Source organism: Thermococcus sp. CX2, assembly GCF_012027555.1.
GTDB lineage: Archaea > Methanobacteriota_B > Thermococci > Thermococcales > Thermococcaceae > Thermococcus.
This window is the reverse complement of record NZ_SNUQ01000008.1, coordinates 1-20,505: the sequence shown is the minus strand read 5'-3', so window position 1 is coordinate 20,505 and position 20,505 is coordinate 1. Positions and strand designations below refer to the sequence as shown.

Sequence of the window (20,505 nt, the reverse complement as noted above, 5' to 3'; positions counted from 1 at the left end):
CCCTTTTCTTTTCCCTGCTTACTTTTCTCTATGCCCACTTGGAAGGACGGAAAGCTCGGACTGCCTATTAGTGAGGCCGTTAAGATCTTCCCGGAGCTCGGAAAATACCTCGACGAGCGCGGAAGGCTCGACTTCTCGAACAGGGAGGCAAGGATACTCTACAACCGGGCTATCGCGAAGGCCGTTTTCGGTCTCGACATAGAATACCACCCGCGCGGACTTGTTACTACCCCCGTCTCGCGCTACATCTTCCTCAAAACCTTCTTCCGCGGCGGCGAGAGAGTTCTGGAGATAGGAACCGGGCATACTGCCATGATGGCGCTCATGGCGGCGAAGCTTTTCAACTGCGACGTTACCGCGACGGAGATTGATGAGGAGTTTTTCGCCTACGCCAAGGCTAACATCGAGAGGAACAATGCCAGAGTCAGGCTAATCAAAAGCGACGGCGGAATAATTCGTGGTGTAATCCCTGAGGGGGAGAAGTTCGACGTTATCTTTTCTGCCCCTCCATACTACGAGAGGCCTACGAGGGGAGTTCTGACGGAGAGGGAAGGCGTCGGTGGAGGGAAATATGGGGAGGGCTTTTCAGTGAGGCTCATCGAGGAGGCGCTGGATTATTTGAAGCCCGGCGGAAAGGCCGCGCTCTTCCTTCCGGACAAGGAGCCGCTGATAAAGGCCATAACGGAAAAGGGAGAAGAGCTGGGCTACCAAGTCAGGGACGTGAAGTTCAAGGCCGGAACGAGATGGAGGCACAGTTTGATTTTCATTAAAAGGCCTTTTCTTTGAAGCTAGTTGGGGACAAACTAGAATCCTCTAGGATAATATACACATCAAAACAGCCCCCGACGAAGGAGGAACTGAATAATCTAGAGCCCAAATAAAATCCAAAAGAATAAACTATCCTACTACAGTCCCGGTCGTTCTTTTGTTGTCAATACGTATTCCAATAATGGTCAAGATTAATGCTAATACTGCAAACACTGGCATCATCCAGATCACTAGAGAATTTTTACTTATAACACCAAAACCAATCAGTGCTCCAATCAGCACAATGATCATCACCAAGGAGTAACTAACTGCGTAACATGTCCTTGCCCATTTATTGTTACTTTTCCTTATACCCCCACCAAAGATGCCTTCAATTGCCATGACCATGAAAGCCACCAAAGCAATCCAACTCCAGATGCTCATTATAATCCCCCCAACACTTTAAATGTAAAGATAAAATCCTTAAAAACTTTTCCAATTACAAGTTTGAATTAGTTCCGTTTTTTTTTCGTAGAATTTTCAATTTACAACCGTAGCATCAAGAAGAGAACAAGTCAAAAGAAGGAGAAGTAAAAGAATGAACAAAAGAATACATAAAAACAGGGACTCGGGCCCGTGGGCGTCTCATCACTCACGCCGGAATCAGAGGAGGTGCTTTCTCCTCATCGTCCCTCGTGCTCACTTCATGTCCTCCACATAGAGGAAGAGCGCCTTGAGGTATTCCGTGTCCTTCGAGGCCATCAGGATTGGATGGTCTGGCGCCTGGGTTCTGTAAGGTTCGAGCATTCTGAGGAACTTGCCAGCCTTTGCTGCTGCAGCTATCACCATGTCCTTGAAGGTCTGCATGTCCACGTGCTGGGAGCACGAGGCAGTAACGAGTATTCCACCCTCCTTGACGAGCTGTAAACCTGCGTAGTTCACGTTGAAGTAAGCCCTGAGACCGCGCTTTAGGTCCTTTTCATGCTGGACAAAGGCTGGCGGGTCGAGGATCACTATGTCGAACTTCTCGCCGCGCTTTATCATCTCCTCCATGACAGGGAAGGCGGAGCCAACTATGAACTCCATCCTGTCCTCAACGCCGTTGAGCTTTGCATTTTCTTTGGCCATCTCAATGGCTCTTGGAGACTTGTCGACGGCAACTACTTTTTCGGCACCGGCGACGGCCGCATGGATAGCGAAACCACCGGTGTAAGTAAACACATCCAGAACCTTCATGCCAGGCTTAACGTACTTCTCGAGCGCTATCCTGTTCTCCCTCTGGTCGAGGAAGAAACCCGTCTTCTGCCCGCGCATATCGACGATGAACTTTGCCTTTCCTTCCTCTATTATCGTGCGATACTTCTCCTTGCCGAGGAGGACGCGTTCTATCTCGGGCAGGCCTTCCCTCCTGCGCGAGCGACCGGTGTTCTTTTCGAAGACGGTCTCTATCTCAGGCTCGGCCTCCATTATGGCCTCTGCCAGATCAAGCTTGAAGCGCTCCATTCCAACACTCGAAATCTGGAGAGAAGCTATCTCGTTGAACCTGTCGACGATTAGACCGGGCAGATAGTCAGCCTCGCCGTAGACCATGCGGTAGGCCTTATCATAACCTAAAACCTTCTTCCGATACTCATTAGCCTTCTTAATCCTCTCGCGGAAGAGCTCCTTGTTTATCTCAGTATCTTTGTCCTTCGTGACGAGACGAACCATTATGTTGGAGTTTGGATTGACAAAGCCTTTTCCGAGGAACTTCTTTCCACGTGTGTAGACCTCCGCTATGTCGCCTGGCTTAACCTCGCCCTCAACGCGGATCACGCCCTTTTTAAAGACTATCATCGCGCCTTTACCTATAGCTCTCGCAGCCTGAGCGTCAACGTAAACCTTTGCCACCATTCTCACCACCTTTGGGAGTTCGACGATAGGTATATAACCCTTAGCGTCCCTAATATTTAATGGTGGTTCTATGAACTTCGATGTAGTGAAAGAGTTTCTGGAAGAAATTGGGGCGGATTGGACAGAGATAGATGGCGAAATCCACCTCGACCCCGAAATTTTCTACGAAGTTTGGAAATATATGGGGGAGCCTGACCTCGAGACGTACGTTATAGAGTACGAGGTCGTAGAGCCCGGTTCATACAATCCGCCCGAGAAGAAGTACGTCAGTGCTAAGACCGTTAAACTCAAAAAAGCCTACTTCACTACCCTCGACGGCAAGAGGATAGTTACCGATTACCCAGAACTCCAGAAGATCCTGGAGGAGAAATCCGCTTAATCCCTTTTCCCTTCTATCCGATTATTATCGGGAGCATGAGAACACCCATACAGTTCGTCCTTTTGACGCCGAGATTTGAGGCAAGCAGGCCAATCATAGATGCCCCGATCAGGACAAGAACGCCAAGAGGGCCGTCAAAAAGATAGGACAGACCAAACAGGAAGAGAATCACAGCGAGGTTGAGCATTCTGTAAGGAACGCGTGAGACGACCCTCAGAATCAGGCCCGCAAGGGGTTCACCATAAATTAGGATGACCATCGATATGAAGAGCGCCGCAAGGAGATAGAAAGTTAGGGCCCCGCTTCCAGCAGGAGTCATCAGCGCAACGATTCCGTTTCTGACTCTGCCAGTCGCCAAGAAGTTCGCAAAGGAGAAGAGGAAGTTCGAGGTGTTCACCGAAAAGACAACGGTGAGGAAGGAGCGCTCATCCCTGGAAAAGAACGAGCCGAGTAGGGCAGCCTGAGAGGCCGTGAAAGCAGGTACAAGGGAGGCAATCATACCAAGGAGCGTCCCTAGGAGTGAAAACCCAATGAACCTTTCCCCACTCATTTCAATTTCCGAGCTTTTCGTTTCCAGGGGAGGATTTTTAGAACGGAGTGCTTCGATAAGCACCGGGAGACCAAAAAGGCCAGTGAAGAGATGATAGTATGGCTGTCCCAAAGAAAGTCTGAAAGTCAAGATTCCCAGAATCCCCGAGAGCAGGAACACAATGAGCGCAAAGGACTTTCTCCAGCCGCTCTCGGTGAGAATCAGAAAGGTCGCAAGAAAAAGGACAAACATTCTGCCGAACGTGGGGCGATAGAGATGCACAAGCGAGATGTATAAGGGCATCAGTGGGATGACGATAATAACTGCCAGAAAGCTAGCCCATAGGGCTATTCTAACCACTTCCATCGCCCTTCCCTGAAGAACGAGCCTGTGCGCAGGAAGAACTCCCAGAGAAGTGCCTTCATCTGGCACACCAAAGAAAGCGGATGGAACGACGTCCAGGAAGGTGTGGGTTAGCCCCATTGAGAAAAGGAGTAGGTTATCCGCAACCCCAGTTTTAGAGAGGAAAGCGGCCAGGGTGTTCACGTGGATTCCGGGGGAAATGCCGCTCAGCGTTCCGCCGAGGATCCCGGCTAGCATCTCCCTGAGCAAAGGTCATCACCCGAGGCTATTTCAAGGGCGGGCATGTCTCGGTAAGTTGTGAAGACCCCGTAGGCCGTAACCGTCTGATTCTTCTCCAGCGAAATTCCAAGGGATTTCCTGAGCTTGAGGAGAACCCAACAGTTTCCGTCTGTAACGTTCGCAAGCCCAAAGCCGTTTTTGTATACCTTAGCCCACTCGACCACTCCGCTTATTCTGACAAGTTTACCTCCCTCGAAGTCGCAGATGGCGTTAGGGAGCTCCTCCCTGGGCTTGACAACTTCACAGCTAAGGCAGTACAGAGATGACTTCCTCCTGAGGGCCTCAAATGAGACGGTGTCTCCAACCCGGGCCGAGAAGCCGTAGAGCCTCAACTCCGTGCAGTTAAGCCTAAGAGAACGGCCAACATCCGTGACAATGCAGGTACCAAAGGCTATGTCCCCAACACGCGCCAGAGAGACGTTTTTACGATCTGCATCTCCCACAACATCAACGTCATCGGGGGAATCAACGATGAGCGAAAGCTTGGAATAGAACTTCGCTATCCCAAGAACGTGGATTTTCTTGCCGAGTTCGAGCTCTGTTCCGTAGGGCAGATATAGAACGATCTCTTCACTTCCGTTCCAGATAACAGTTCTCGAGCCCGTATAGAGCACAACTCCCTCAACACTCCACGGCATCCCATCCCAGGGTGTTTCTGGGATACCAAAACCTCGATATCTCAAGACGTAGAACTTTCTCCCATACCACAGCCCTTCAGCCTCTACAACCTCACCCTTCGATACATTAAGGCAGCTCCCGAGCCTAATCCTGTCTGGTGTTAGGAGATAGCAACCGTCAGTGGGCCAGTAAGCGCCTGTGATCTTTTCCAGTGGAAAACCGAGCTCGGCAGGTTCAACCATTACCGGCTTTATCCTTAACTCGCCTGAGGAGTTCATAAGCCTGCCAGTTATCTTGTAAACCCTTCCTTCCTCAAGGGGAGCATAAACCCCAACGCTCGTTTTTCCGTCGCTCAAAACTGAAAAAGACGCCGAGGAGTACACACATAACCCCGTGAACTCATCTAGCTTCTCGTTCTGCTCCCCAAAAGTAGCCATGGCGCTTAAAACTATTATGGAGCCGATAATTAAAACCACTGTTAGTCTTTTGTTTCTGACCATGATTTATAGTAACAATGAAGACTTAAAAAGTTTACCCCATTAGAATAAGAAGCAGAAAAGAGGGAATCAATAAACCTCACCGCTTGGATAAACGACAATGCCTTCCTCAGTTATCTCGAAGGGGTATTTCTTCATAGAATGTTTGGTCTCACGCATCTTTCTGATGAGGAGATAGCGTTTCAGCTCCACGTCCTTCTCCACGAAGTCCAGTAGGACAACACCCCTTGCAACATACTCTTCCACGCCGTACTTGCTTATCCTGCCCCTGCTAGGATCGGGAGCTTCAGTGGTTAAAATTGAAGTAACACCGATCTCAAGGAGTATCGTGTTAAGCTGCAGAAGAACTTCCCTTATTCTGGATTCTTCCCTAAGTCTAAAGGCTATTGAGGGGATGGAGTCTATAACAAGCCGCTTCGCGTTTATTGATTTAACCACGCGGTAGATGTAACGGAGAAAGTCCTCCGCGTTGATGTTCCCCTCAAGAACGAACGGCTCCTCAGAGGGGATACCAACAACAGCACTGACACCATCAACTATAGCTATCATCCTTTTCTTCTCATATTCCTCAAGATCCCATCCGAAAGCCTTCATTTCTCTCCTTAGGTCCTGTGCTCTCTCCTCTAGGGTAACTATAACTCCCGGCTCATTGTACATCTCGGCACCTTTATAAACAAACTGAACAGCAAACGTGGTCTTACCGCTCCCTGTTGGACCAGTGACAAGAACAGTAGTCCCCTTTGGGAATCCCCCCTGAATTAAATCATCAAAACCTGGAATACCACTTTTCACCCTCTCAATCTCATATTTTCCGATCATCCGAATCACCTTCGGGGTGTTCACTACGAACCGATATCTCCACCTAATATAACTTGTGGACTTGAATGGATATAAAACTTTTGGGATGCATAAGAGTTTTATGCCCCTACCAAAATAAAGATGAGAGGTGAGGCCATGTTAGACCCCTTTGGACATGAAGCAAGGGAGCTCGTCAAGGAACTCGGCGATATCACTAATCTGCTCACGAAAATTCCCTCTTACGTTGGAATAGAACAAGCTCTGGAGAGAGTAGTGTGGGTAAAATCTGGTGAGATTCCGGAAGATGTCCTACGTCTCAGTGGGCTCCAGGACCTTATGACATTTTACGCCCTCCTCGGGGCCCTTGCGTTTTCACCGTATGGTATAGAAATGGAGCTGGTGAAAGAGGCAAACCTCAAAATCTACTCTGAAAGGATAAAGCAAGCCAGAGACATAAAGGGAATCGCAGTTCCGCTGGAGAACGCTGGAGAAGGAGAGATCCCCAACAAGGATAGGGTCATACTGGAGCGAACCCATCACACCGAACTATCCCAAAGCGACAGAGAGAGGCTGAGACTCAAATACAAAATTGAGCTGAAAAAATTCCTCGATCTGTGGGATGGAAACCTGAAGGAAGTCTACGTAAGGGGAGGTTATGCATTCCTAACCCAAGAGCAGATCTTGAGACTGTGGAAAAACGCCTTCGAGAAGAACCTCGAGAGGGTAGCAAACCTTCTCTATGAAATAAGGGATGAACTTCCGAACTATTACCTTCAACTCTACGAAAGACTAAGTGAACTTGCCAAGGAGTACTTCAAAGAACGGCTTGAGAGAATGGGCTCTGCAGAAGCCCAACCCCTGCGCTTCGACCTGTTCCCACCCTGTGTTAAGATAGCCCTCGGCGGTGTCCCCTCTGGCCTGAGGAATTATGCAATAACCGTTCTGCTCACCTCCTTCCTGAGCTACGCAAGGATATGTCCAAATCCTCCAAGGAGGGACGTGAGGGTCAGGGATTGCATTCAAGATTTGAGCATAATTGAGAAGGAGATACTCCCCATCATCATAGAGGCAGGGAACCGCTGCTCGCCGCCCCTCTTTGAGGATCAGCCCCATGAAATTAAGAACATCTGGTACCACCTCGGTTTCGGCCTAACTGATAGGCCAACACTGGAAGACAGCGGCAACTCCACCTGGTATTTCCCTCCAAACTGTGCAAAGATTCGGGCTAACGCGCCCCAGCTCTGCAAGCCAGACCGGGACTGCAAGAATATCAAGAACCCACTGACCTACTACCTCAGAAAACTCTACTTTGAGAGCAGAAAAGCTGAAAGGACTGGAGAAGGTGATGAGAATGGCTGAACTTTTCCGAGAGATGAGCAAAGAGGAGAGGATTCTCTACTACCGCACCGAGTGGGACGCGAAAAAGTTGCCAGAGTTCATAATCGAAACCCTTGAAAACAGGGAGTTTGGCTTTGACCACACTGGGGAAGGGCCCAGCGACAGGAAGAACGTCTTCATGGATATTAGAGACCTGGAGGACTACGTGAAGGCCACAGCCCCCTACGCGATTTACTCAAGCGTTGCACTGTACGAAGAACCAAAAGGCATGAGCGGCTGGCTCGGGGCGGAGCTGGTGTTCGACATAGACGCGAAGGACTTACCCCTCAGAAGGTGCAACCACGAGCCTGGAGAAGTCTGCCCAATCTGTCTGGAGGATGCCAGAGAGCTGGCCAAAGACACTCTCGTTATTCTCAAGGAAGACTTTGGATTTGAAGATGTGCACGTGGTCTACTCCGGAAGAGGATACCACATCCGCGTTCTCGACGACTGGGCGCTCCAGCTTGACTCAAAGGCGAGGGAAAAGATTCTCTCGTACATATCGGCGGCAGAGGAAATAACGTTCGAAGACGTGCAGAGCAGAAAGGTAATGTTATCCTCGGGTTACTTCAGGGTCTTCCGCCTCCGCTTCGGGTACTTCATAAGGAGGATTAACGAGAACCATCTCCTCAACATCGGTCTAAGAAAGGGGCAGGTTAGGAGAATAATCGAAAACAGGGAGGAAATATATGAGGGCTTCGTGAGAAAGGGACTCCTAACAGCTTTTCCACAGGGGACGGGCTACAAAACCCTGATAAGGCTCTTCGCCCTCTCAAGCACGTTCTCAAAGGCATACTTCGACGGGCGCGTTACCGTTGATGTTAAGAGGATTCTGCGCCTTCCATCAAGCCTACACTCCAAGGTGGGACTAATAGCGACGTACATAGGCTCCGATGAAAGGAAGCTGGAGAAGTTTAACCCCCTTCGCGACGCCGTCCCAGAGTTCAGAAGGGAAGAAGTCAATGAAGCCTACGAGGAGTGGATTGAGCTCTACGGGGATGAGCTGTGAACGGGAGGATAAAAATCATAGTCTCAATGCTCATCTGGGGAAGTGTGGGCATTTTTGCGCGCTTTTCCAACCTCTCGGGGTTAGGTGTGGCCTTCTTCAGGGTTTCCCTGGGTGCACTGGTGCTCTTCTTGGTCTTTGGGGCCGGGAAAAAGACATGGATCATAAACATCAGGAAATCCCTAAAGGAGAAGCAGAAGGCCCTCGTCGCGCTAGGAATTGCTCTGGCCCTCAACTGGGTCTTCCTATTCACGGCCTTCAACTACACGACCATAGCGAAGGCAGTTCTCGTTTACTACCTTGCACCCGTTATAGCAACGCTCATTTCATGGCGCTTCCTGGGGGAGAGGCTAACCGTAAAAAGGTGGGCCCTAGTGGGTCTGGCCTTCTTCGGCCTTCTCCTCATAATGAGTGGAGAAGAGATGAACTTCAACGACAGAGACTTTCTGGGGATAATCTTCGCACTAACGGCAGCATTTTTCTACGCCCTCATCCCGAACCTCGGAAGGTTCCTGAGGAACGTTGACAGCTCGGTTCTAACTTTCCTCCAGCTGGCGATAGCGTCAATGGTTCTAGCGCCATTCATAGTGGTTTCCGGCGTTGGAAATCCTGTATGGTGGGCGGTTACAGTGCTCGTCATCGTCCACACGGCCTTTGCATTGCTCATCTACATGGACGGCCTGAAGGAGGTCGAAGTGAATGAAGCGGCCATATTGAGCTATTTAGACCCACTGAGCGCTGTGGTTTACGCGTTTATAGTTTTCAGTGAGGTGCCAGAGCTCAGAACAGTCATCGGCGGTGCGCTGATTCTTCTCGCTTCACTGCTGGACATTTGGGCGAGGGGGTCGTAGCCCGCCTTCTGTATCAAGGGGGCATTCGACTAAGCGGCCTACCACGGGGCTCCCACCGGAACTCATCGCCCCTCCCTCGGCCTTGCACCCCGCGGGACGGCCGTTTCACCGGTCCCCGACGGGTCGTCTGCGGGTTAACTCGGAAGCCGTCGCCGGCCCCTTCGCCGCTTTCATACCCATCTCCGCCGGGACGTGTCGTTTCTGCGCCGTTGCCCTCCCTCTCAGGAGGTGCCTTGCGGCACCGCGGCCCCGGTGCGGTGGGCGGAACTTCCTCAGGAGCATCCCGAGGGCCCCCGACCCCCTCGCCAAGGGGAAGTTGTAGAAAAGGTAATAAAAAGGTTTGGTATTGAATGTTACTTCTTTGGGAGCTCCCTGTTCTCACTGAATCTTGGCTCTTTTGGCCTTTTGAACCTGCCAAGCGGCGAGCGTCTTTTTGGCTTTGGTCTGAAGTGCTTCTTTGTTTTCCCTCCAGTTTTTGTGTAGTAGAATGCGCCAGCAACGAAAAGCAGGATGACTACGACGAGAAAGGCCATCCACCATACAGAGGATACACCGCCTTCAGTAGTCGTTGTTGTGATGTTGTTCGTACTGCTCGTTGCCGTTGTCGTTGTAGTTACTGGTGGCTGGAGGTAGACTTCCCCCTTCACACTGCTGTCCTCATCCATCGAGGATAGCGTAAATTCGTATTCAACGACCTTCCCTACAGGAAGTTTGAGCTCAAGGGTTATCTCGTTGATACCCTGCTTCAGTGTCTCCGGAATGGACTCCCTGTAGAGCACGTTGCCTTCACTGATTATCCTGTACGCGAGGGTACCATCAACGTTACCCTCGTTGGGATTAAGGATACTAATGGTAAAAACAACCTCATCCTCTGATAGCCGCTCATAAGTTACGTTCCTAATCACGGGCGGAGCCAGGACAGTATAAGATACGTTGCCCTCACCAATCAATCTGCCGTTGAAGGTCAGCTTTATGAACGCCCTAAGGAAACCAGGAACGTTTGTCGGGAGGGACACGTCCAAAACATCGGTACCTCCACTAACAGTTATTGGAGTGGTCATGTTTGAGATGAGGCTTCCCCCTTTGTAAGTCTCCACGGTGAGGTTCAGCCCTATTGACCTCTCAGAGAGGAGTGTCAGGTAAGCCCTGTTATCCTCACCAAGTTTCACCTCGCTCGACTGGAGGGATAAACCCACAAGCCTGACCCCAAACTTGACCGGGAACTCTCTGGAGTATCTATAGCTTCCATCACTGTACTGTAGGATGTAGTCAAGTTTGTAAGTGCCCTCCGGAATCTCATAGCCCACAGGAATTTCAAACTTAACGAGGTTGTCACCAGGAACCATCTCAAGCGTCCTGTTCTCGAAGAAGTAGACATTTCCATTCCCTGTGAACAACACTGCCGCAGATATACTGACGTTGGAGTGTCCTATGTTAATGACATGAGAGAAAACAACTAGGGTCTCCCCATTGAGGATATACGGAGAACCGAGCCTTTCCTTGACGTAGGCCTCCGCAACCTCAAAGCGAAGGGGTTCAGCTATAACCCTGAGAGGAACCTCAGCATGAACAATATACATCGAACCTTCACTGGTGAAGGCCCAGAACTTTAGATAAAGAGTGTAAGTTCCTCCCTCCACACTCGCATTGCACGAGATGTTATAGAGGAGAGAGTAAGTTTTCTGGGGTGACCAGTCGCTGAATATCCCGGGGTGGATAGTTAAATCGAATCCAGAAACCCGGTTTCCGTTCGAGTCCTCAACCCAGAAATCTTGGTAGCTGACCACCTTAAAGCTGAGGCCACCAGCGTTGGTAAGCTGGATCGTTCCTGTACTGTAGTCTCCGCGGAGAACGGTTATTACATCATTCGTTGTGAAGCTCACGAACTGGGCGGAAGAGCTAGGCAGGGTCGAGATAACCAACAGTAAAGCGATCAACGTGACTATTGCCCTTCTCATGCGTTCCCACCATTGGTAGTTGTGACTTTGTCCATATAAAGGCTACTCTCCATAGAACAGGAGCAGGGCACCCATAAGAATCAAACCCACAAAAAAAGCCACCGCAACTTTGTAGATGGTCAGCTTGGAAAAGTGGGGCCTTATCACAAGGGCCAGAATGAGCAGCATGAAACCGTAGAAGGCCGTAAAAATCCCGAGGGCAACGTTTGGTCTAACACCCAGGAGAAGAAGAACACCAAGTACCGCACCGGCTAACATCGTCACATGGGGGACAGTGAAAATGATATAGTCTCTTAAAACCCGTGTATTTTCGTCCATCGGGCATCACTCCGCTATGAAGGCGTATGTTGTTGTGGTTGGAAGGGTTTTTCTGATTTTCGGCAGAAGATACCTAGGATATAGCTCCTCGCTTTTCTCATCCAGTACGTTATAGGTGCCAAGAACCTTGTCTATGACCTTGACCTCAATCCTGCCCCTAACCCTGAAATAGCCCCTGTAGATGGTGCTTATCTCCAGGACTATGGGAACCCTGAGCTTATCCTCTTCACCGTCATCGAGAAGGGAGCGGAGGTACTCGAGCTCCGAGCGCCTGAAGTAGTGGTAGCTTCCGTCACGGAGGCGAACTTTAGGCTCCTCAACATCGAGGAGTTGGCGCAGGGTAGGTCTCACGACCGGCAGATGGAGGTTCACCCTGGCTATTTCCCTGTTCAGAATATCCTCGGCAGTTGGCATGTTTTAGCATACAACCCGAAGCACAAAAACCTTTGTTCAACATGAATTTGTAAATTTAGTGCAGAGAAGATAACTAAATGTGCAAAATTTTGCCAACATGTGCTCCCCACGGGAGATACCTCGTCATAATGACAAAAACACAATAAAAAGGCTTTTATTATAGTGTTCGTTCAAAAACTTAGCGAAAAAACTGAACATAGCAACATTAAATGGTGATAAAAATGAACGAAATAGCCAAAGCCGGAACATTCCCAAGTGAGTCCCCGAGGTTCATTCAGCTGATATTCGTGGACATCAACGGGGTTCCAAAGGGAATGGAGATACCGGCAAGCAGGTACGAGGAGGCAATAACCGAGGGCATAACTTTCGATGGATCTTCAATCCCAGGCTTTCAGGGAATAGAGGACAGCGACCTGGTCTTTAAGGCGGATCCAGAGACCTACGCTGAAGTGCCGTGGGAGGGAATAGCGAGGGTCTACGGCTACATCTACAAGGACGGAAAGCCATACCACGCCGATCCAAGAGGAGTTCTCAGGGAAGCCCTAGAAAGGCTCGAAAAGGAGGGGTTCAAGGCCTACATCGGCCCAGAACCAGAGTTCTACTTATTTAAAAAGAACGGTTCGTGGGAACTCCACATACCAGACAGCGGAGGTTACTTTGACCTCGTTACACTCGATAAGGCAAGAGCCCTCAGGAGGGAAATAGCACTCTATATGCCCTCCTTCGGCCTGACTCCCGAAGTTCTTCACCACGAGGTTGGGAAGGCTCAGCACGAGATAGACTTCAGATTTGACGAGGCACTGAAGACGGCAGACAACATCGTGAGCTTCAAGTATATCGTCAAATCCATAGCAGAAATGCGCGGCCTCTACGCGACCTTCATGCCCAAACCGCTCTACGGAATGCCTGGCAACGGAATGCACCTTCACATAAGCCTCTGGAGGGACGGCGAGAACGCCTTCATAGGAGAGGATGGTCTGAGCGAGACCGCGCTCCACTTCCTCGGTGGAATACTCAAGCATGCGAAGGCTCTGGCTGCAATCACGAACCCCACAGTGAACAGCTATAAGCGCCTCGTTCCTGGCTACGAGGCACCGGTCTACATAAGCTGGGGGTACAGGAACAGGAGTGCTCTCATCAGGGTACCGGCCTTCTGGGGCAACGGTGCACGCATTGAATATCGCTGTCCCGACCCGAGCGCCAACCCATACTTCGCCTTTGCCGCGATATTAACTGCGGGTCTGGACGGCATCAAGCACAAAACCGAACCATCGGCCTACGTTGAGGAGAACGTGTACGAGATGAGTGAAGCAAAGAGGAGCAAACTGGGGATAGAGACCCTTCCAGAAAGCCTTGGTGAAGCCCTTGAAGAGCTAAAGAAGGACAGGATCGTAAGAGAAGCCCTCGGGGATGCATACAAGAACTTCATAAGATATAAGGAGCGCGAGTGGGAGGACTACATTTCCTACCTCGAGGCCAGAGAACTGCCACTCGAAACGAAAAAGGTGACAGAGTGGGAGCTGGAAAGGTACTTCTACATCTAATGAACCTCATCAAGAGTCGCTTCCCCGAGTTTTTTCCTTTTCTCTTGCGTGCACGAGCATCGAGCCGCCTATGATGAGCACTGCCCCAACGAGCTGCTTCAAAGTGAGGGTTTCCCCAAAAAGGATGAAAGCAAGGACAATAGCCACCACGGGTTCTATGGTAGCCACTATTGAAGCCCTGCTGACCTCGACTTCTTTGAGGGCGTGGTTGTAAAGGATGTATCCGAGAAACGTCGGGAAAAAGGCCAGGGCGAAGAGATAGGAAAACGCACCAGCCGGAACACTAAAGTCAGTGAACGGGAACAGATAGATGAGACCGAACAGGAGGGTGTAGAAGAGGGCCTTCTCTGGCTCTTCCTTTCTAATGGCGAACTTCGCTAATACGCCATAGAGAGCATATGTAAAGCCCGTCAGCAGGCCAAAGATGAGCGCTTTGGTGGAAAACTGAACATTCCCCCAGTTAACGAGAAGAACGCCAGACATCACCATAGCCAGGGCTGCGACCTTCTCCCTGCTGAGAGCCTCCTTGAATATTACCCTTCCCAGCACTATTGAGTAAACGGGAGCCGTGTAGAGGAGCAAAACGGCGAAGGAAACGGAGGATATGGTGACCGTGTAGAAGTAGAGGGTATAGAATAGGAAGATGCTGAAGAAGCCATAGAGGGCGTAGAACTTCAGTCGAGAGCGCTTTATCGAAAAGCCACATCTGAAATAAAGATAAACCGCGAGGAGCATCAGGGCAAAGAGAACCCTGTAAAAGACCATTGTGAAGGGGCTCAGTCCAAAGCCGTCCAAGTACTTGGCAAAGATGCCCAGAGTTCCCCACATTGAGGCAGCAAGAAAAACGAAAAGGTAGCCTTTTTTCATGGACTCACCTCAGAATTCGGGGCCCAATGGAAGGCGTCTCTTGTGCTCGCTTCTTTTGACGAGTGATTCAACGTATTCGACTTTCTCCAACGAAATTCCAAGCTCCTCAGCAATCTCCTCTTTGGACATCTTGAGGTCGACGAGTCTCCACAGGATTTCGTCGAGCAGTTTGTAACTTATCCCCAGCTCGTCCTCGTCAGTCTGGCCCTCCCAAAGGCCAGCAGTCGGCTTCTTCTGAATAATTTTCTCTGGAACCCCCAGACGCTTGGCCAGCTCCCAAACTTCAGTCTTGTAAAGGTTTATGAGCGGTGCATAGTCGCTCGCTCCATCACCCCACTTGGTGAAATAGCCAGTTAAAAGCTCGCTCCTGTTGCTGGTTCCTAACACCAGACGGTTCATGGAGTTAGCATAGGCATAGAGGAGAATCATCCTCGTCCTGGCCATGATGTTCCCCTTGCTTTTAACGTCGAGTTCGCTAACGGCTTTTTCGAACTCGTCCACGATGGGTTTTATGTTTATGAGTTTGTACTCGATTCCGAGGTTTTTGCAGACGAGTTTTGCGTCTTCAACGTCGCCGTTCTCGTAGTAGGGCATTATTAGGCCCAGGACCTTCTCCTTCCCGAGAGCTTTGACTGCTAAATAAGCAGTGGTAGCACTATCTATGCCGCCGCTTATGCCTATAACGACGCCCGTGGCACTGGCTTCCTTGACCTTCTCTCGGATAAACGAAACGATTCTCTCAATCACAACATCGTAATCCAAACTCCTCATCTCTTACCCTCCTTAATGTCCCTCAGGAATTGGGTGTAACCCATAAAGGCCATAACCGTTCCCACGAGCATAAGCACGAAGGCGATGAGGGAATAAATCGCGTAAGGGTAGTCCTTCGCGCTGACGGTGTAGGTATAGTTGATAGTCCCATTAAAAACGTCTATCACAGGCCGAGTCGTGGGTATTATCTCCACGGTTCCGTTTAACAGGGTGTATTTTTCTGTAACGTTCCCCTGGACTACAGAGAAGGTTGCGTTGGATGAAGAGATAACAAGAGTGCGGTTATAATAGACATAGCTCTTTTCAAAGTCTTCATCTCCGAGAAGATACCTACCCTCGCCAAGGGTGCCATTGGATGAGTAGGACTTATCGACCCCATAAAGCCCCATAGCCGAGATTACCAGGGCTAGAACAAGCATTATCAGACCGACCTTCAGAAACGGATACTCAAGTGCTTCCCTCAGTGTGCCCATGGGTCTCACCTAAAAGAAAAGTTGAAAGGAGGTCAGTACTTACCGACCAGGTGGCACTCCGCAAAGTGGTTGTGCTCATACTCGACGAGCTGCGGGTGCTTGGTATCGCAGAGTCCCTTCTGGGCGTAGATACACCTCGGGTGGAACCTGCATCCCGGTGGAACCTCGGCGGCGTTTGGAACTTCACCCTTGATAGGCAGCTCCTTGATGACGTTCCTCCTCTCTGGCTTCGGCTCTGGAACGGCAGCGAGGAGTGCCCTCGTGTAGGGGTGAAGCGGGTTGTCTATGACTTTCTCTGCAGGACCCATCTCGACTATCCTTCCGAGGTACATGACTGCGATGTAGTCGGCGAAGTATCTGGCCGTTGAGAGGTCGTGGGTGATGTAGAGGTAGGTAACGCCCATCTTCTCCTTGAGCTCCTTCATCAGCTCGAGGATCTCAGCCCTAATGGAAACGTCGAGCATCGAGACTGGCTCGTCGGCAACTATGAACGTCGGGTTCAATATGAGGGCCCTAGCGATAGCGACACGCTGTCTCTGACCGCCGGAGAGCATGTGCGGGAACCTTCCGACGTAGTCCTCGGGCGGGGTTATCTTGACCATCTCAAGGGCCTTGTAGATGAGCTCCTCACGCTCGGCCTTGGTTTCGCCGATGCCGTGTATGAGGAGCGGCTCCTCGAGGATGTCAAATATCCTAAAGCGCGGGTTCATGGAGGAGAATGGATCCTGGAAGATTATCTGAACACGCCTTCTGTACTCAAGGACCTCCTCCTTGGTTTTGACGTCGGTAACGTCCTTACCCTCGAGATATATTCTACCATCCGTAGGCTCGAGGAGCTTGACTATGAGTTTACCAGTGGTGGACTTACCACAACCGCTCTCACCGACGAGGGCAAAGACCTCCTGCTTCTCAATCTCGAAGCTTATGCCATCAACGGCCCTAACGTACTTCTGGGGTTCACCCTTGAGGGCGCTGACTAGTCCCCTCTTGATCGGGAAGTACTTCTTAAGGTTTTCAACTTTTAGTACCGGCTCCGCCATCTCTCACACCTCACAACAGCCAGCATGCGGCGTAGTGATCCCTATCAATTTCCTTCAGCTCGGGCTCCTGCTCCTTACAAACCTGCATCGCGTACGGGCACCTCGGGTGGAAGCGGCATCCCTTGGGCGGGGTGATCAGGTTGGGCGGCTGTCCAGGGATGAACTCGAGCTTCTCAACGTCTTCGTGGAGCCTCGGTATTGCCGCGAGGAGCTTCTGGGTGTACGGGTGGGCCGGCTCGTAGTAGATCTTCTCGCTGTCGCCTATCTCAATGATCTTACCGGCGTACATTATCGCAACGCGGTCGCTAATCTCAGCGAGGATGCTGAGGTCGTGGGTGATGAATATCATCGAAAGGCCGAGCTCCTTCTTGAGCTTCTTCATGAGGTTGATGATCTGGGCCTGAACGACGACATCCAGAGCGGTTGTCGGCTCATCGGCGATAACCACATCAGGCTCGAGGAGCAGGGCAGTTGCGATGATGACACGCTGCTTCATACCACCTGAAAGCTCGTGCGGATAACGGTAGACGATGTCGGGCGGAAGACCAACGAGTTCGAGGTACTTCTGCGCCCTGTCGAGGGCGTCCTCCTTGTCCATGCCCTTGTGGAGCAAGAGGGGTTCTATCATCTGATAGCCAACGGTGTAAACTGGGTTAAGGGCGTTCATTGCACCCTGGAATATCATGGATATCTTCTGCCAGCGTATCTCCTTCCTCAGAACGTCCTCTGGGAGACCAACTATCTCTCTGCCATCGATCTTAATGCTGCCACCAACGATCTTTCCTGGCGGGGTAGGCATTCCAAGTAAAGTAAAACCAAGGGAGGACTTGCCGCAACCGCTCTCGCCGGCAAGTCCCAGCACTTCACCCTTCTTGAGGTTGAAGGTGATGTTGTCGACGGCCTTGACGACACCCTTGCTGGTGAAGTAATACATCTTGAGATCTTTAACTTCAAGCACGTTCTTAGCCATTTATACCACCTCACAGCCTCCTGAGCCTCGGGTTGAGTATCTTATCGAGGGCCGTACCTATAAGCACGAAGGTGAGACCAACGACGGCAATTCCAAGTCCAGGCGGAATGACCCACCACCAGTATCCCTTGGTAGTTGCTGCCTGTGCCTGTGCAGCGTTGAGTATCTGACCCCAAGTAACGGCCGTCGGATCACCTATACCGAGGAAGCTCAGCGATGCCTCAGCGATAACCGCACCGGGAACGCTGAGGGCTATGACGGCGAAGGCGTACGGGAGCAGCTGTGGAAGGATGTGCTTGAAGATTATCCTGCCGTTGCCGGCACCAAGGGCCTTCGCTGCCTCAATGTAGGTCTGTTCCTTGATCTGGAGTGCCATACTCCTAGCAATCCTCGCGATTCCCATCCATCCGAAGATGACCAACAGCACCACTATGAACCACAGGGTAATGTGTCCGGCGGTGGCACCTATGAGGATAAGTATCGGCAGGCTCGGAATGGAGGCGAATATTTCGTTGATACGCATCATGAACTCGTCGGCGTTTCCGCCGAGGTAGGCACTGGTAACTCCGTAGACGAGACCGATGATCGTGCTCAGCACGGAGACGAGGATACCGATTGTGAGCGAGACCCTGCTACCCCAGATGAGACCAGCCCAGATATCCCTGCCGAGGTAATCGGTACCCATGGTTCCATAGGTCCTTCCAAGGAAGGTGACCTTTATGTCATCGTATATGACCTTGTTCTCGTCCGGGGCAGGGTTGTCAATCTTGAGTATGAGCTTGTAGGTTCCAGGGAGTGGCTGCGGGTTCTCAATGATGTCGTCCACGTTCATTCCTGGCTCGACCTTGGCGAACAATGGGGCGACCATGTCGCTGATGAGGATGGTCTCAAGTGGAACCTCAAACATAGTTATTTCTCTACCCTCGGTTACATTGACAAGCCAGATGTATATGTTGGAGGATATGGTGCTGTCCCTACCTACAGCAACGGTCAGTGAAGAGCTGAGCTGCTTATTGACAAGGAGTGGAACGGTCTTACCATCTGGCCTCTCGAAGTACACACTTATAGTCGGAACCTCATACGGGGAATTCAGCGTCACGTTAATATTCTTGACTATGATGCCCTGCGGTCCAAAGTAGTAGTTCTCGGGTAGGACGTAGTCAACCTCGATTATAGTGGTGTTCTTGTTAAGTTGGGTTATCTTCAGTTCGTCCTTATAGTAAACCTCCTGCGGAACGAGCTTCTGGGAGGTAAACATGTTGTACCAGGTCGGTGGAACGTTCTTCGGGTTGTCCTCCCAGTACTGGGAGTTCCTCCACTTTTCGGGGAGGTTTGGAATGGTAGTGTACGGTGCGGTTAGTGCAACGAGCACAAGGATGATAAGGAGAATCACACCGGCTATGCCGGTCTTCTCCTTCTTGAATTCATCAAGGAACTCTTTAAACCCCTCTTTGATGTCAACCCATCTCATCGTGAATCACCTCACATCCTGGCAGAGGCACCGACCTTGACACGCGGGTCGAGGAATCCGTATATCATGTCCGCGAGGACGACGCTGGCAAGGTAGAGCACCGTGAAGAAGTACGTGAGTCCTATGAGAAGGCTGGTCTCGTTCTGCTGGAGGGCGACCCAGTAGAGCCTGCCCATTCCTGGGTAGTTGAAGACGAGCTCACTGATGATTGCACCACCGAGCGAACCAAGGAGGGCGAAGATGATCATGGTGACTATCGGCGGAGCGGCGGCGCGGAGGGCGTGGCCGTAGATTATCTTGTGCTCGGGGATACCCTTTGCCCTGGCCGCCATGATAAAGTCCTCCTGGAGGGTACCTATCATAATGTTCCTCGTAGTCCAAGCCCAGCCACCGAAGATGACGAAGACGTAGGTGAAAACCGGAAGGGCAAGCCTCCAGATGACGTCCTTAATGTGGGCCCAGCCGGTGAGCTGTGGGTCAAACATCGAGCTCAACGGGAACCAGCCGAGCTTGTAGGCGAAGATGAGCAGGAACATCATTCCCGTCCACCACATCGGCAGACTGTAAGTGACCAGCGCAAAGATGGACAACGCCCTGTCAAATACGCTTCCGGCGTGTCTGGCGGCCCTAACACCAAGGAAAATACCCAGGATAATAACGATTATCGTAGCAGTCGTGAAGAGGAGTATGCTCCTCGGAACCGCGACTTTAATGATGTCCGAAACGTTGTTGGTACCGAAGATAGGCATGCTCGTCGTTCCGAAATCAAGCTTTAACGTACGTATCGCCTTATTGTAAACCTTCTGCCAGTAGGGGACGTTCAGCTCATACTTGTCCTCGAGGGATGCCTGTTTGGCAGCCTTGGCCTGTTCAAAAGCTTCAAGTCCCTGACTCTGCTTGATTTTGGCACCCTCGGATCTTTCCCACAGCATCAGCTCCTCATACATCTTTGATTTATTGCTCTCCTCTGCGACTTTAACGAAGAGTGCCGAAATAATAAAAGTCACTATCAACAGAACAATAATGGCGTTCACGATTCTAAACGCAAGGTACTTGAGATACCCCATCTTTTCACCCCCAAGTAGATTGCTCGTGTTTAATGTATCTTTTTCAGCATTGTAAAACTGACCTTATATATCTTACTGCTTAAATGTACACATTTCATAGAAGCGTAGGGTTGAGAAGGGCGAAGCACATCAAGGTAAAATTCCAAAAAAGAAGGGAAAGAACGAAATCACTTCTTCTTGGTGAAGTACCAGGCCGCGCCGGCGATGATGATTATCACAAGGCCGACGACGACGTAGGTGGTGGTGCTGGTTCCGCTCGGAGTGGTGGTCGTGGT

Annotated in this window: 22 protein-coding genes and 1 other RNA gene; 6 read left to right on the top strand and 17 right to left on the bottom strand. The window is 50.8% G+C overall.

Annotation, left to right across the window (positions count from 1 at the left end; translation table 11 throughout):
• The first annotated feature begins 30 nt into the window (after nucleotides 1-30).
• Nucleotides 31-786, top strand: coding sequence for a class I SAM-dependent methyltransferase (locus E3E23_RS09835; protein ID WP_167908384.1), 756 nt, complete (start codon nucleotides 31-33; stop codon nucleotides 784-786).
• A 111-nt stretch (nucleotides 787-897) separates the two neighbouring features.
• On the opposite strand, the gene E3E23_RS09830 is transcribed toward E3E23_RS09835, so the two are convergent.
• Complete coding sequence (locus E3E23_RS09830; protein ID WP_167908383.1) at nucleotides 898-1,191, bottom strand: hypothetical protein; 294 nt, start codon at nucleotides 1,189-1,191, stop codon at nucleotides 898-900.
• Nucleotides 1,192-1,446: 255 nt separating this feature from the next.
• Nucleotides 1,447-2,637: a class I SAM-dependent rRNA methyltransferase gene (locus E3E23_RS09825; RefSeq protein ID WP_167908398.1), complete on the bottom strand. Its 1,191-nt coding sequence runs from the start codon at nucleotides 2,635-2,637 to the stop codon at nucleotides 1,447-1,449.
• Nucleotides 2,638-2,710: 73 nt separating this feature from the next.
• Between E3E23_RS09825 and E3E23_RS09820 the strand changes: the two genes are divergently transcribed.
• Nucleotides 2,711-3,019 (top strand): DUF5748 family protein, encoded by a 309-nt coding sequence (locus E3E23_RS09820; RefSeq protein ID WP_167908382.1) that lies wholly within the window; start codon nucleotides 2,711-2,713, stop codon nucleotides 3,017-3,019.
• A gap of 13 nt (nucleotides 3,020-3,032) precedes the next feature.
• On the opposite strand, the gene E3E23_RS09815 is transcribed toward E3E23_RS09820, so the two are convergent.
• The 3 genes from E3E23_RS09815 to E3E23_RS09805 all read right to left on the bottom strand — a co-directional run bounded on the left by E3E23_RS09815 (nucleotide 3,033) and on the right by E3E23_RS09805 (nucleotide 6,124).
• Entirely contained in the window at nucleotides 3,033-4,148 is a 1,116-nt protein-coding gene (locus tag E3E23_RS09815) for a tripartite tricarboxylate transporter permease (RefSeq protein WP_371807542.1), read from the bottom strand.
• Entirely contained in the window at nucleotides 4,142-5,308 is a 1,167-nt protein-coding gene (locus E3E23_RS09810; RefSeq protein ID WP_167908380.1) for a hypothetical protein, read from the bottom strand. Before E3E23_RS09810 ends, E3E23_RS09815 begins: the two co-directional genes overlap by 7 nt.
• A 66-nt stretch (nucleotides 5,309-5,374) precedes the next feature.
• Nucleotides 5,375-6,124: an ATPase domain-containing protein gene (locus tag E3E23_RS09805; protein ID WP_167908379.1), complete on the bottom strand. Its 750-nt coding sequence runs from the start codon at nucleotides 6,122-6,124 to the stop codon at nucleotides 5,375-5,377.
• 135 nt (nucleotides 6,125-6,259) lie between these two features.
• On the opposite strand from E3E23_RS09805, the gene priL reads away from it, so the two are divergent.
• The 3 genes from priL to E3E23_RS09790 are packed head-to-tail and all read left to right on the top strand — an operon-like array spanning nucleotide 6,260 to nucleotide 9,337.
• On the top strand, nucleotides 6,260-7,462 hold the full coding sequence (gene priL, locus E3E23_RS09800; RefSeq protein ID WP_167908378.1) for a DNA primase large subunit PriL: 1,203 nt from the start codon (nucleotides 6,260-6,262) through the stop codon (nucleotides 7,460-7,462).
• A complete protein-coding gene (gene priS, locus E3E23_RS09795; RefSeq protein WP_167908397.1) occupies nucleotides 7,455-8,489 on the top strand; it encodes a DNA primase catalytic subunit PriS in 1,035 nt (344 codons plus the stop codon). Before priL ends, priS begins: the two co-directional genes overlap by 8 nt.
• Nucleotides 8,486-9,337, top strand: a complete 852-nt coding sequence (locus tag E3E23_RS09790; protein ID WP_167908377.1) for a DMT family transporter — start codon at nucleotides 8,486-8,488, stop codon at nucleotides 9,335-9,337. The genes priS and E3E23_RS09790 overlap by 4 nt, the downstream gene beginning before the upstream one ends.
• On the opposite strand, the gene rnpB is transcribed toward E3E23_RS09790, so the two are convergent.
• From rnpB to E3E23_RS09770, 4 genes are all read right to left on the bottom strand, one after another.
• An RNA gene (rnpB, locus tag E3E23_RS09785) (RNase P RNA component) lies at nucleotides 9,323-9,643 on the bottom strand. The two genes, E3E23_RS09790 and rnpB, sit on opposite strands and share 15 nt — an antisense overlap.
• A gap of 47 nt (nucleotides 9,644-9,690) precedes the next feature.
• Nucleotides 9,691-11,295 carry a hypothetical protein gene (locus E3E23_RS09780; RefSeq protein WP_167908375.1) on the bottom strand — a complete coding sequence of 535 codons (1,605 nt, stop codon included), beginning with the start codon at nucleotides 11,293-11,295 and terminating at the stop codon, nucleotides 9,691-9,693.
• A gap of 42 nt (nucleotides 11,296-11,337) precedes the next feature.
• Entirely contained in the window at nucleotides 11,338-11,553 is a 216-nt protein-coding gene (locus E3E23_RS09775) for a hypothetical protein (RefSeq protein ID WP_371807543.1), read from the bottom strand.
• A 66-nt stretch (nucleotides 11,554-11,619) separates the two neighbouring features.
• Nucleotides 11,620-12,027, bottom strand: a complete 408-nt coding sequence (locus E3E23_RS09770; RefSeq protein ID WP_167908372.1) for a DUF61 family protein — start codon at nucleotides 12,025-12,027, stop codon at nucleotides 11,620-11,622.
• Nucleotides 12,028-12,248: 221 nt separating this feature from the next.
• Between E3E23_RS09770 and glnA the strand changes: the two genes are divergently transcribed.
• Nucleotides 12,249-13,571, top strand: a complete 1,323-nt coding sequence (glnA, locus tag E3E23_RS09765) for a type I glutamate--ammonia ligase (protein WP_167908370.1) — start codon at nucleotides 12,249-12,251, stop codon at nucleotides 13,569-13,571.
• A 9-nt stretch (nucleotides 13,572-13,580) separates the two neighbouring features.
• Here the strand turns inward: glnA and E3E23_RS09760 are convergent, their stop codons facing one another.
• From E3E23_RS09760 to E3E23_RS10165, 8 genes are all read right to left on the bottom strand, one after another.
• Nucleotides 13,581-14,438 carry an EamA family transporter gene (locus E3E23_RS09760; RefSeq protein WP_167908369.1) on the bottom strand — a complete coding sequence of 286 codons (858 nt, stop codon included), beginning with the start codon at nucleotides 14,436-14,438 and terminating at the stop codon, nucleotides 13,581-13,583.
• Between the two features lie 9 nt (nucleotides 14,439-14,447).
• Nucleotides 14,448-15,209, bottom strand: a complete 762-nt coding sequence (locus E3E23_RS09755) for an NAD+ synthase (RefSeq protein WP_167908368.1) — start codon at nucleotides 15,207-15,209, stop codon at nucleotides 14,448-14,450.
• A complete protein-coding gene (locus tag E3E23_RS09750) occupies nucleotides 15,206-15,682 on the bottom strand; it encodes a hypothetical protein (RefSeq protein WP_167908367.1) in 477 nt (158 codons plus the stop codon). The genes E3E23_RS09755 and E3E23_RS09750 overlap by 4 nt, the downstream gene beginning before the upstream one ends.
• A gap of 32 nt (nucleotides 15,683-15,714) precedes the next feature.
• Nucleotides 15,715-16,722 (bottom strand): ABC transporter ATP-binding protein, encoded by a 1,008-nt coding sequence (locus E3E23_RS09745; protein WP_167908366.1) that lies wholly within the window; start codon nucleotides 16,720-16,722, stop codon nucleotides 15,715-15,717.
• A 10-nt stretch (nucleotides 16,723-16,732) separates the two neighbouring features.
• Nucleotides 16,733-17,692 carry an ABC transporter ATP-binding protein gene (locus E3E23_RS09740; protein WP_167908365.1) on the bottom strand — a complete coding sequence of 320 codons (960 nt, stop codon included), beginning with the start codon at nucleotides 17,690-17,692 and terminating at the stop codon, nucleotides 16,733-16,735.
• 10 nt (nucleotides 17,693-17,702) lie between these two features.
• The gene (locus E3E23_RS09735) at nucleotides 17,703-19,163 is read right to left on the bottom strand and encodes an ABC transporter permease (RefSeq protein ID WP_167908364.1); all 1,461 of its coding nucleotides are present in this window, start codon (nucleotides 19,161-19,163) and stop codon (nucleotides 17,703-17,705) included.
• 11 nt (nucleotides 19,164-19,174) lie between these two features.
• Nucleotides 19,175-20,230, bottom strand: coding sequence for an ABC transporter permease (locus tag E3E23_RS09730; protein ID WP_167908363.1), 1,056 nt, complete (start codon nucleotides 20,228-20,230; stop codon nucleotides 19,175-19,177).
• Nucleotides 20,231-20,397: 167 nt separating this feature from the next.
• Nucleotides 20,398-20,505: LPXTG cell wall anchor domain-containing protein (locus tag E3E23_RS10165; RefSeq protein WP_167908362.1), on the bottom strand; the 108-nt coding region annotated here is incomplete at its 5' end.

Coding starts and splice junctions, on each gene's coding strand:
- E3E23_RS09745 (WP_167908366.1), bottom strand. CDS start 16,722: ATGGCGGAGCCGGTACTAAAAGTTGAAAACCTTAAGAAGTACTTCCCG.
- E3E23_RS09810 (WP_167908380.1), bottom strand. CDS start 5,308: ATGGTCAGAAACAAAAGACTAACAGTGGTTTTAATTATCGGCTCCATA.
- E3E23_RS09740 (WP_167908365.1), bottom strand. CDS start 17,692: ATGGCTAAGAACGTGCTTGAAGTTAAAGATCTCAAGATGTATTACTTC.
- E3E23_RS09780 (WP_167908375.1), bottom strand. CDS start 11,295: ATGAGAAGGGCAATAGTCACGTTGATCGCTTTACTGTTGGTTATCTCG.
- E3E23_RS09775 (WP_371807543.1), bottom strand. CDS start 11,553: ATGTTAGCCGGTGCGGTACTTGGTGTTCTTCTTCTCCTGGGTGTTAGA.
- E3E23_RS09770 (WP_167908372.1), bottom strand. CDS start 12,027: ATGCCAACTGCCGAGGATATTCTGAACAGGGAAATAGCCAGGGTGAAC.
- E3E23_RS09830 (WP_167908383.1), bottom strand. CDS start 1,191: ATGAGCATCTGGAGTTGGATTGCTTTGGTGGCTTTCATGGTCATGGCA.
- E3E23_RS09730 (WP_167908363.1), bottom strand. CDS start 20,230: ATGGGGTATCTCAAGTACCTTGCGTTTAGAATCGTGAACGCCATTATT.
- E3E23_RS09835 (WP_167908384.1), top strand. CDS start 31: ATGCCCACTTGGAAGGACGGAAAGCTCGGACTGCCTATTAGTGAGGCC.
- E3E23_RS09805 (WP_167908379.1), bottom strand. CDS start 6,124: ATGATCGGAAAATATGAGATTGAGAGGGTGAAAAGTGGTATTCCAGGT.
- E3E23_RS09815 (WP_371807542.1), bottom strand. CDS start 4,148: ATGCTAGCCGGGATCCTCGGCGGAACGCTGAGCGGCATTTCCCCCGGA.
- glnA (WP_167908370.1), top strand. CDS start 12,249: ATGAACGAAATAGCCAAAGCCGGAACATTCCCAAGTGAGTCCCCGAGG.
- E3E23_RS09820 (WP_167908382.1), top strand. CDS start 2,711: ATGAACTTCGATGTAGTGAAAGAGTTTCTGGAAGAAATTGGGGCGGAT.
- E3E23_RS09750 (WP_167908367.1), bottom strand. CDS start 15,682: ATGGGCACACTGAGGGAAGCACTTGAGTATCCGTTTCTGAAGGTCGGT.
- E3E23_RS09760 (WP_167908369.1), bottom strand. CDS start 14,438: ATGAAAAAAGGCTACCTTTTCGTTTTTCTTGCTGCCTCAATGTGGGGA.
- priL (WP_167908378.1), top strand. CDS start 6,260: ATGTTAGACCCCTTTGGACATGAAGCAAGGGAGCTCGTCAAGGAACTC.
- priS (WP_167908397.1), top strand. CDS start 7,455: ATGGCTGAACTTTTCCGAGAGATGAGCAAAGAGGAGAGGATTCTCTAC.
- E3E23_RS09735 (WP_167908364.1), bottom strand. CDS start 19,163: ATGAGATGGGTTGACATCAAAGAGGGGTTTAAAGAGTTCCTTGATGAA.
- E3E23_RS09755 (WP_167908368.1), bottom strand. CDS start 15,209: ATGAGGAGTTTGGATTACGATGTTGTGATTGAGAGAATCGTTTCGTTT.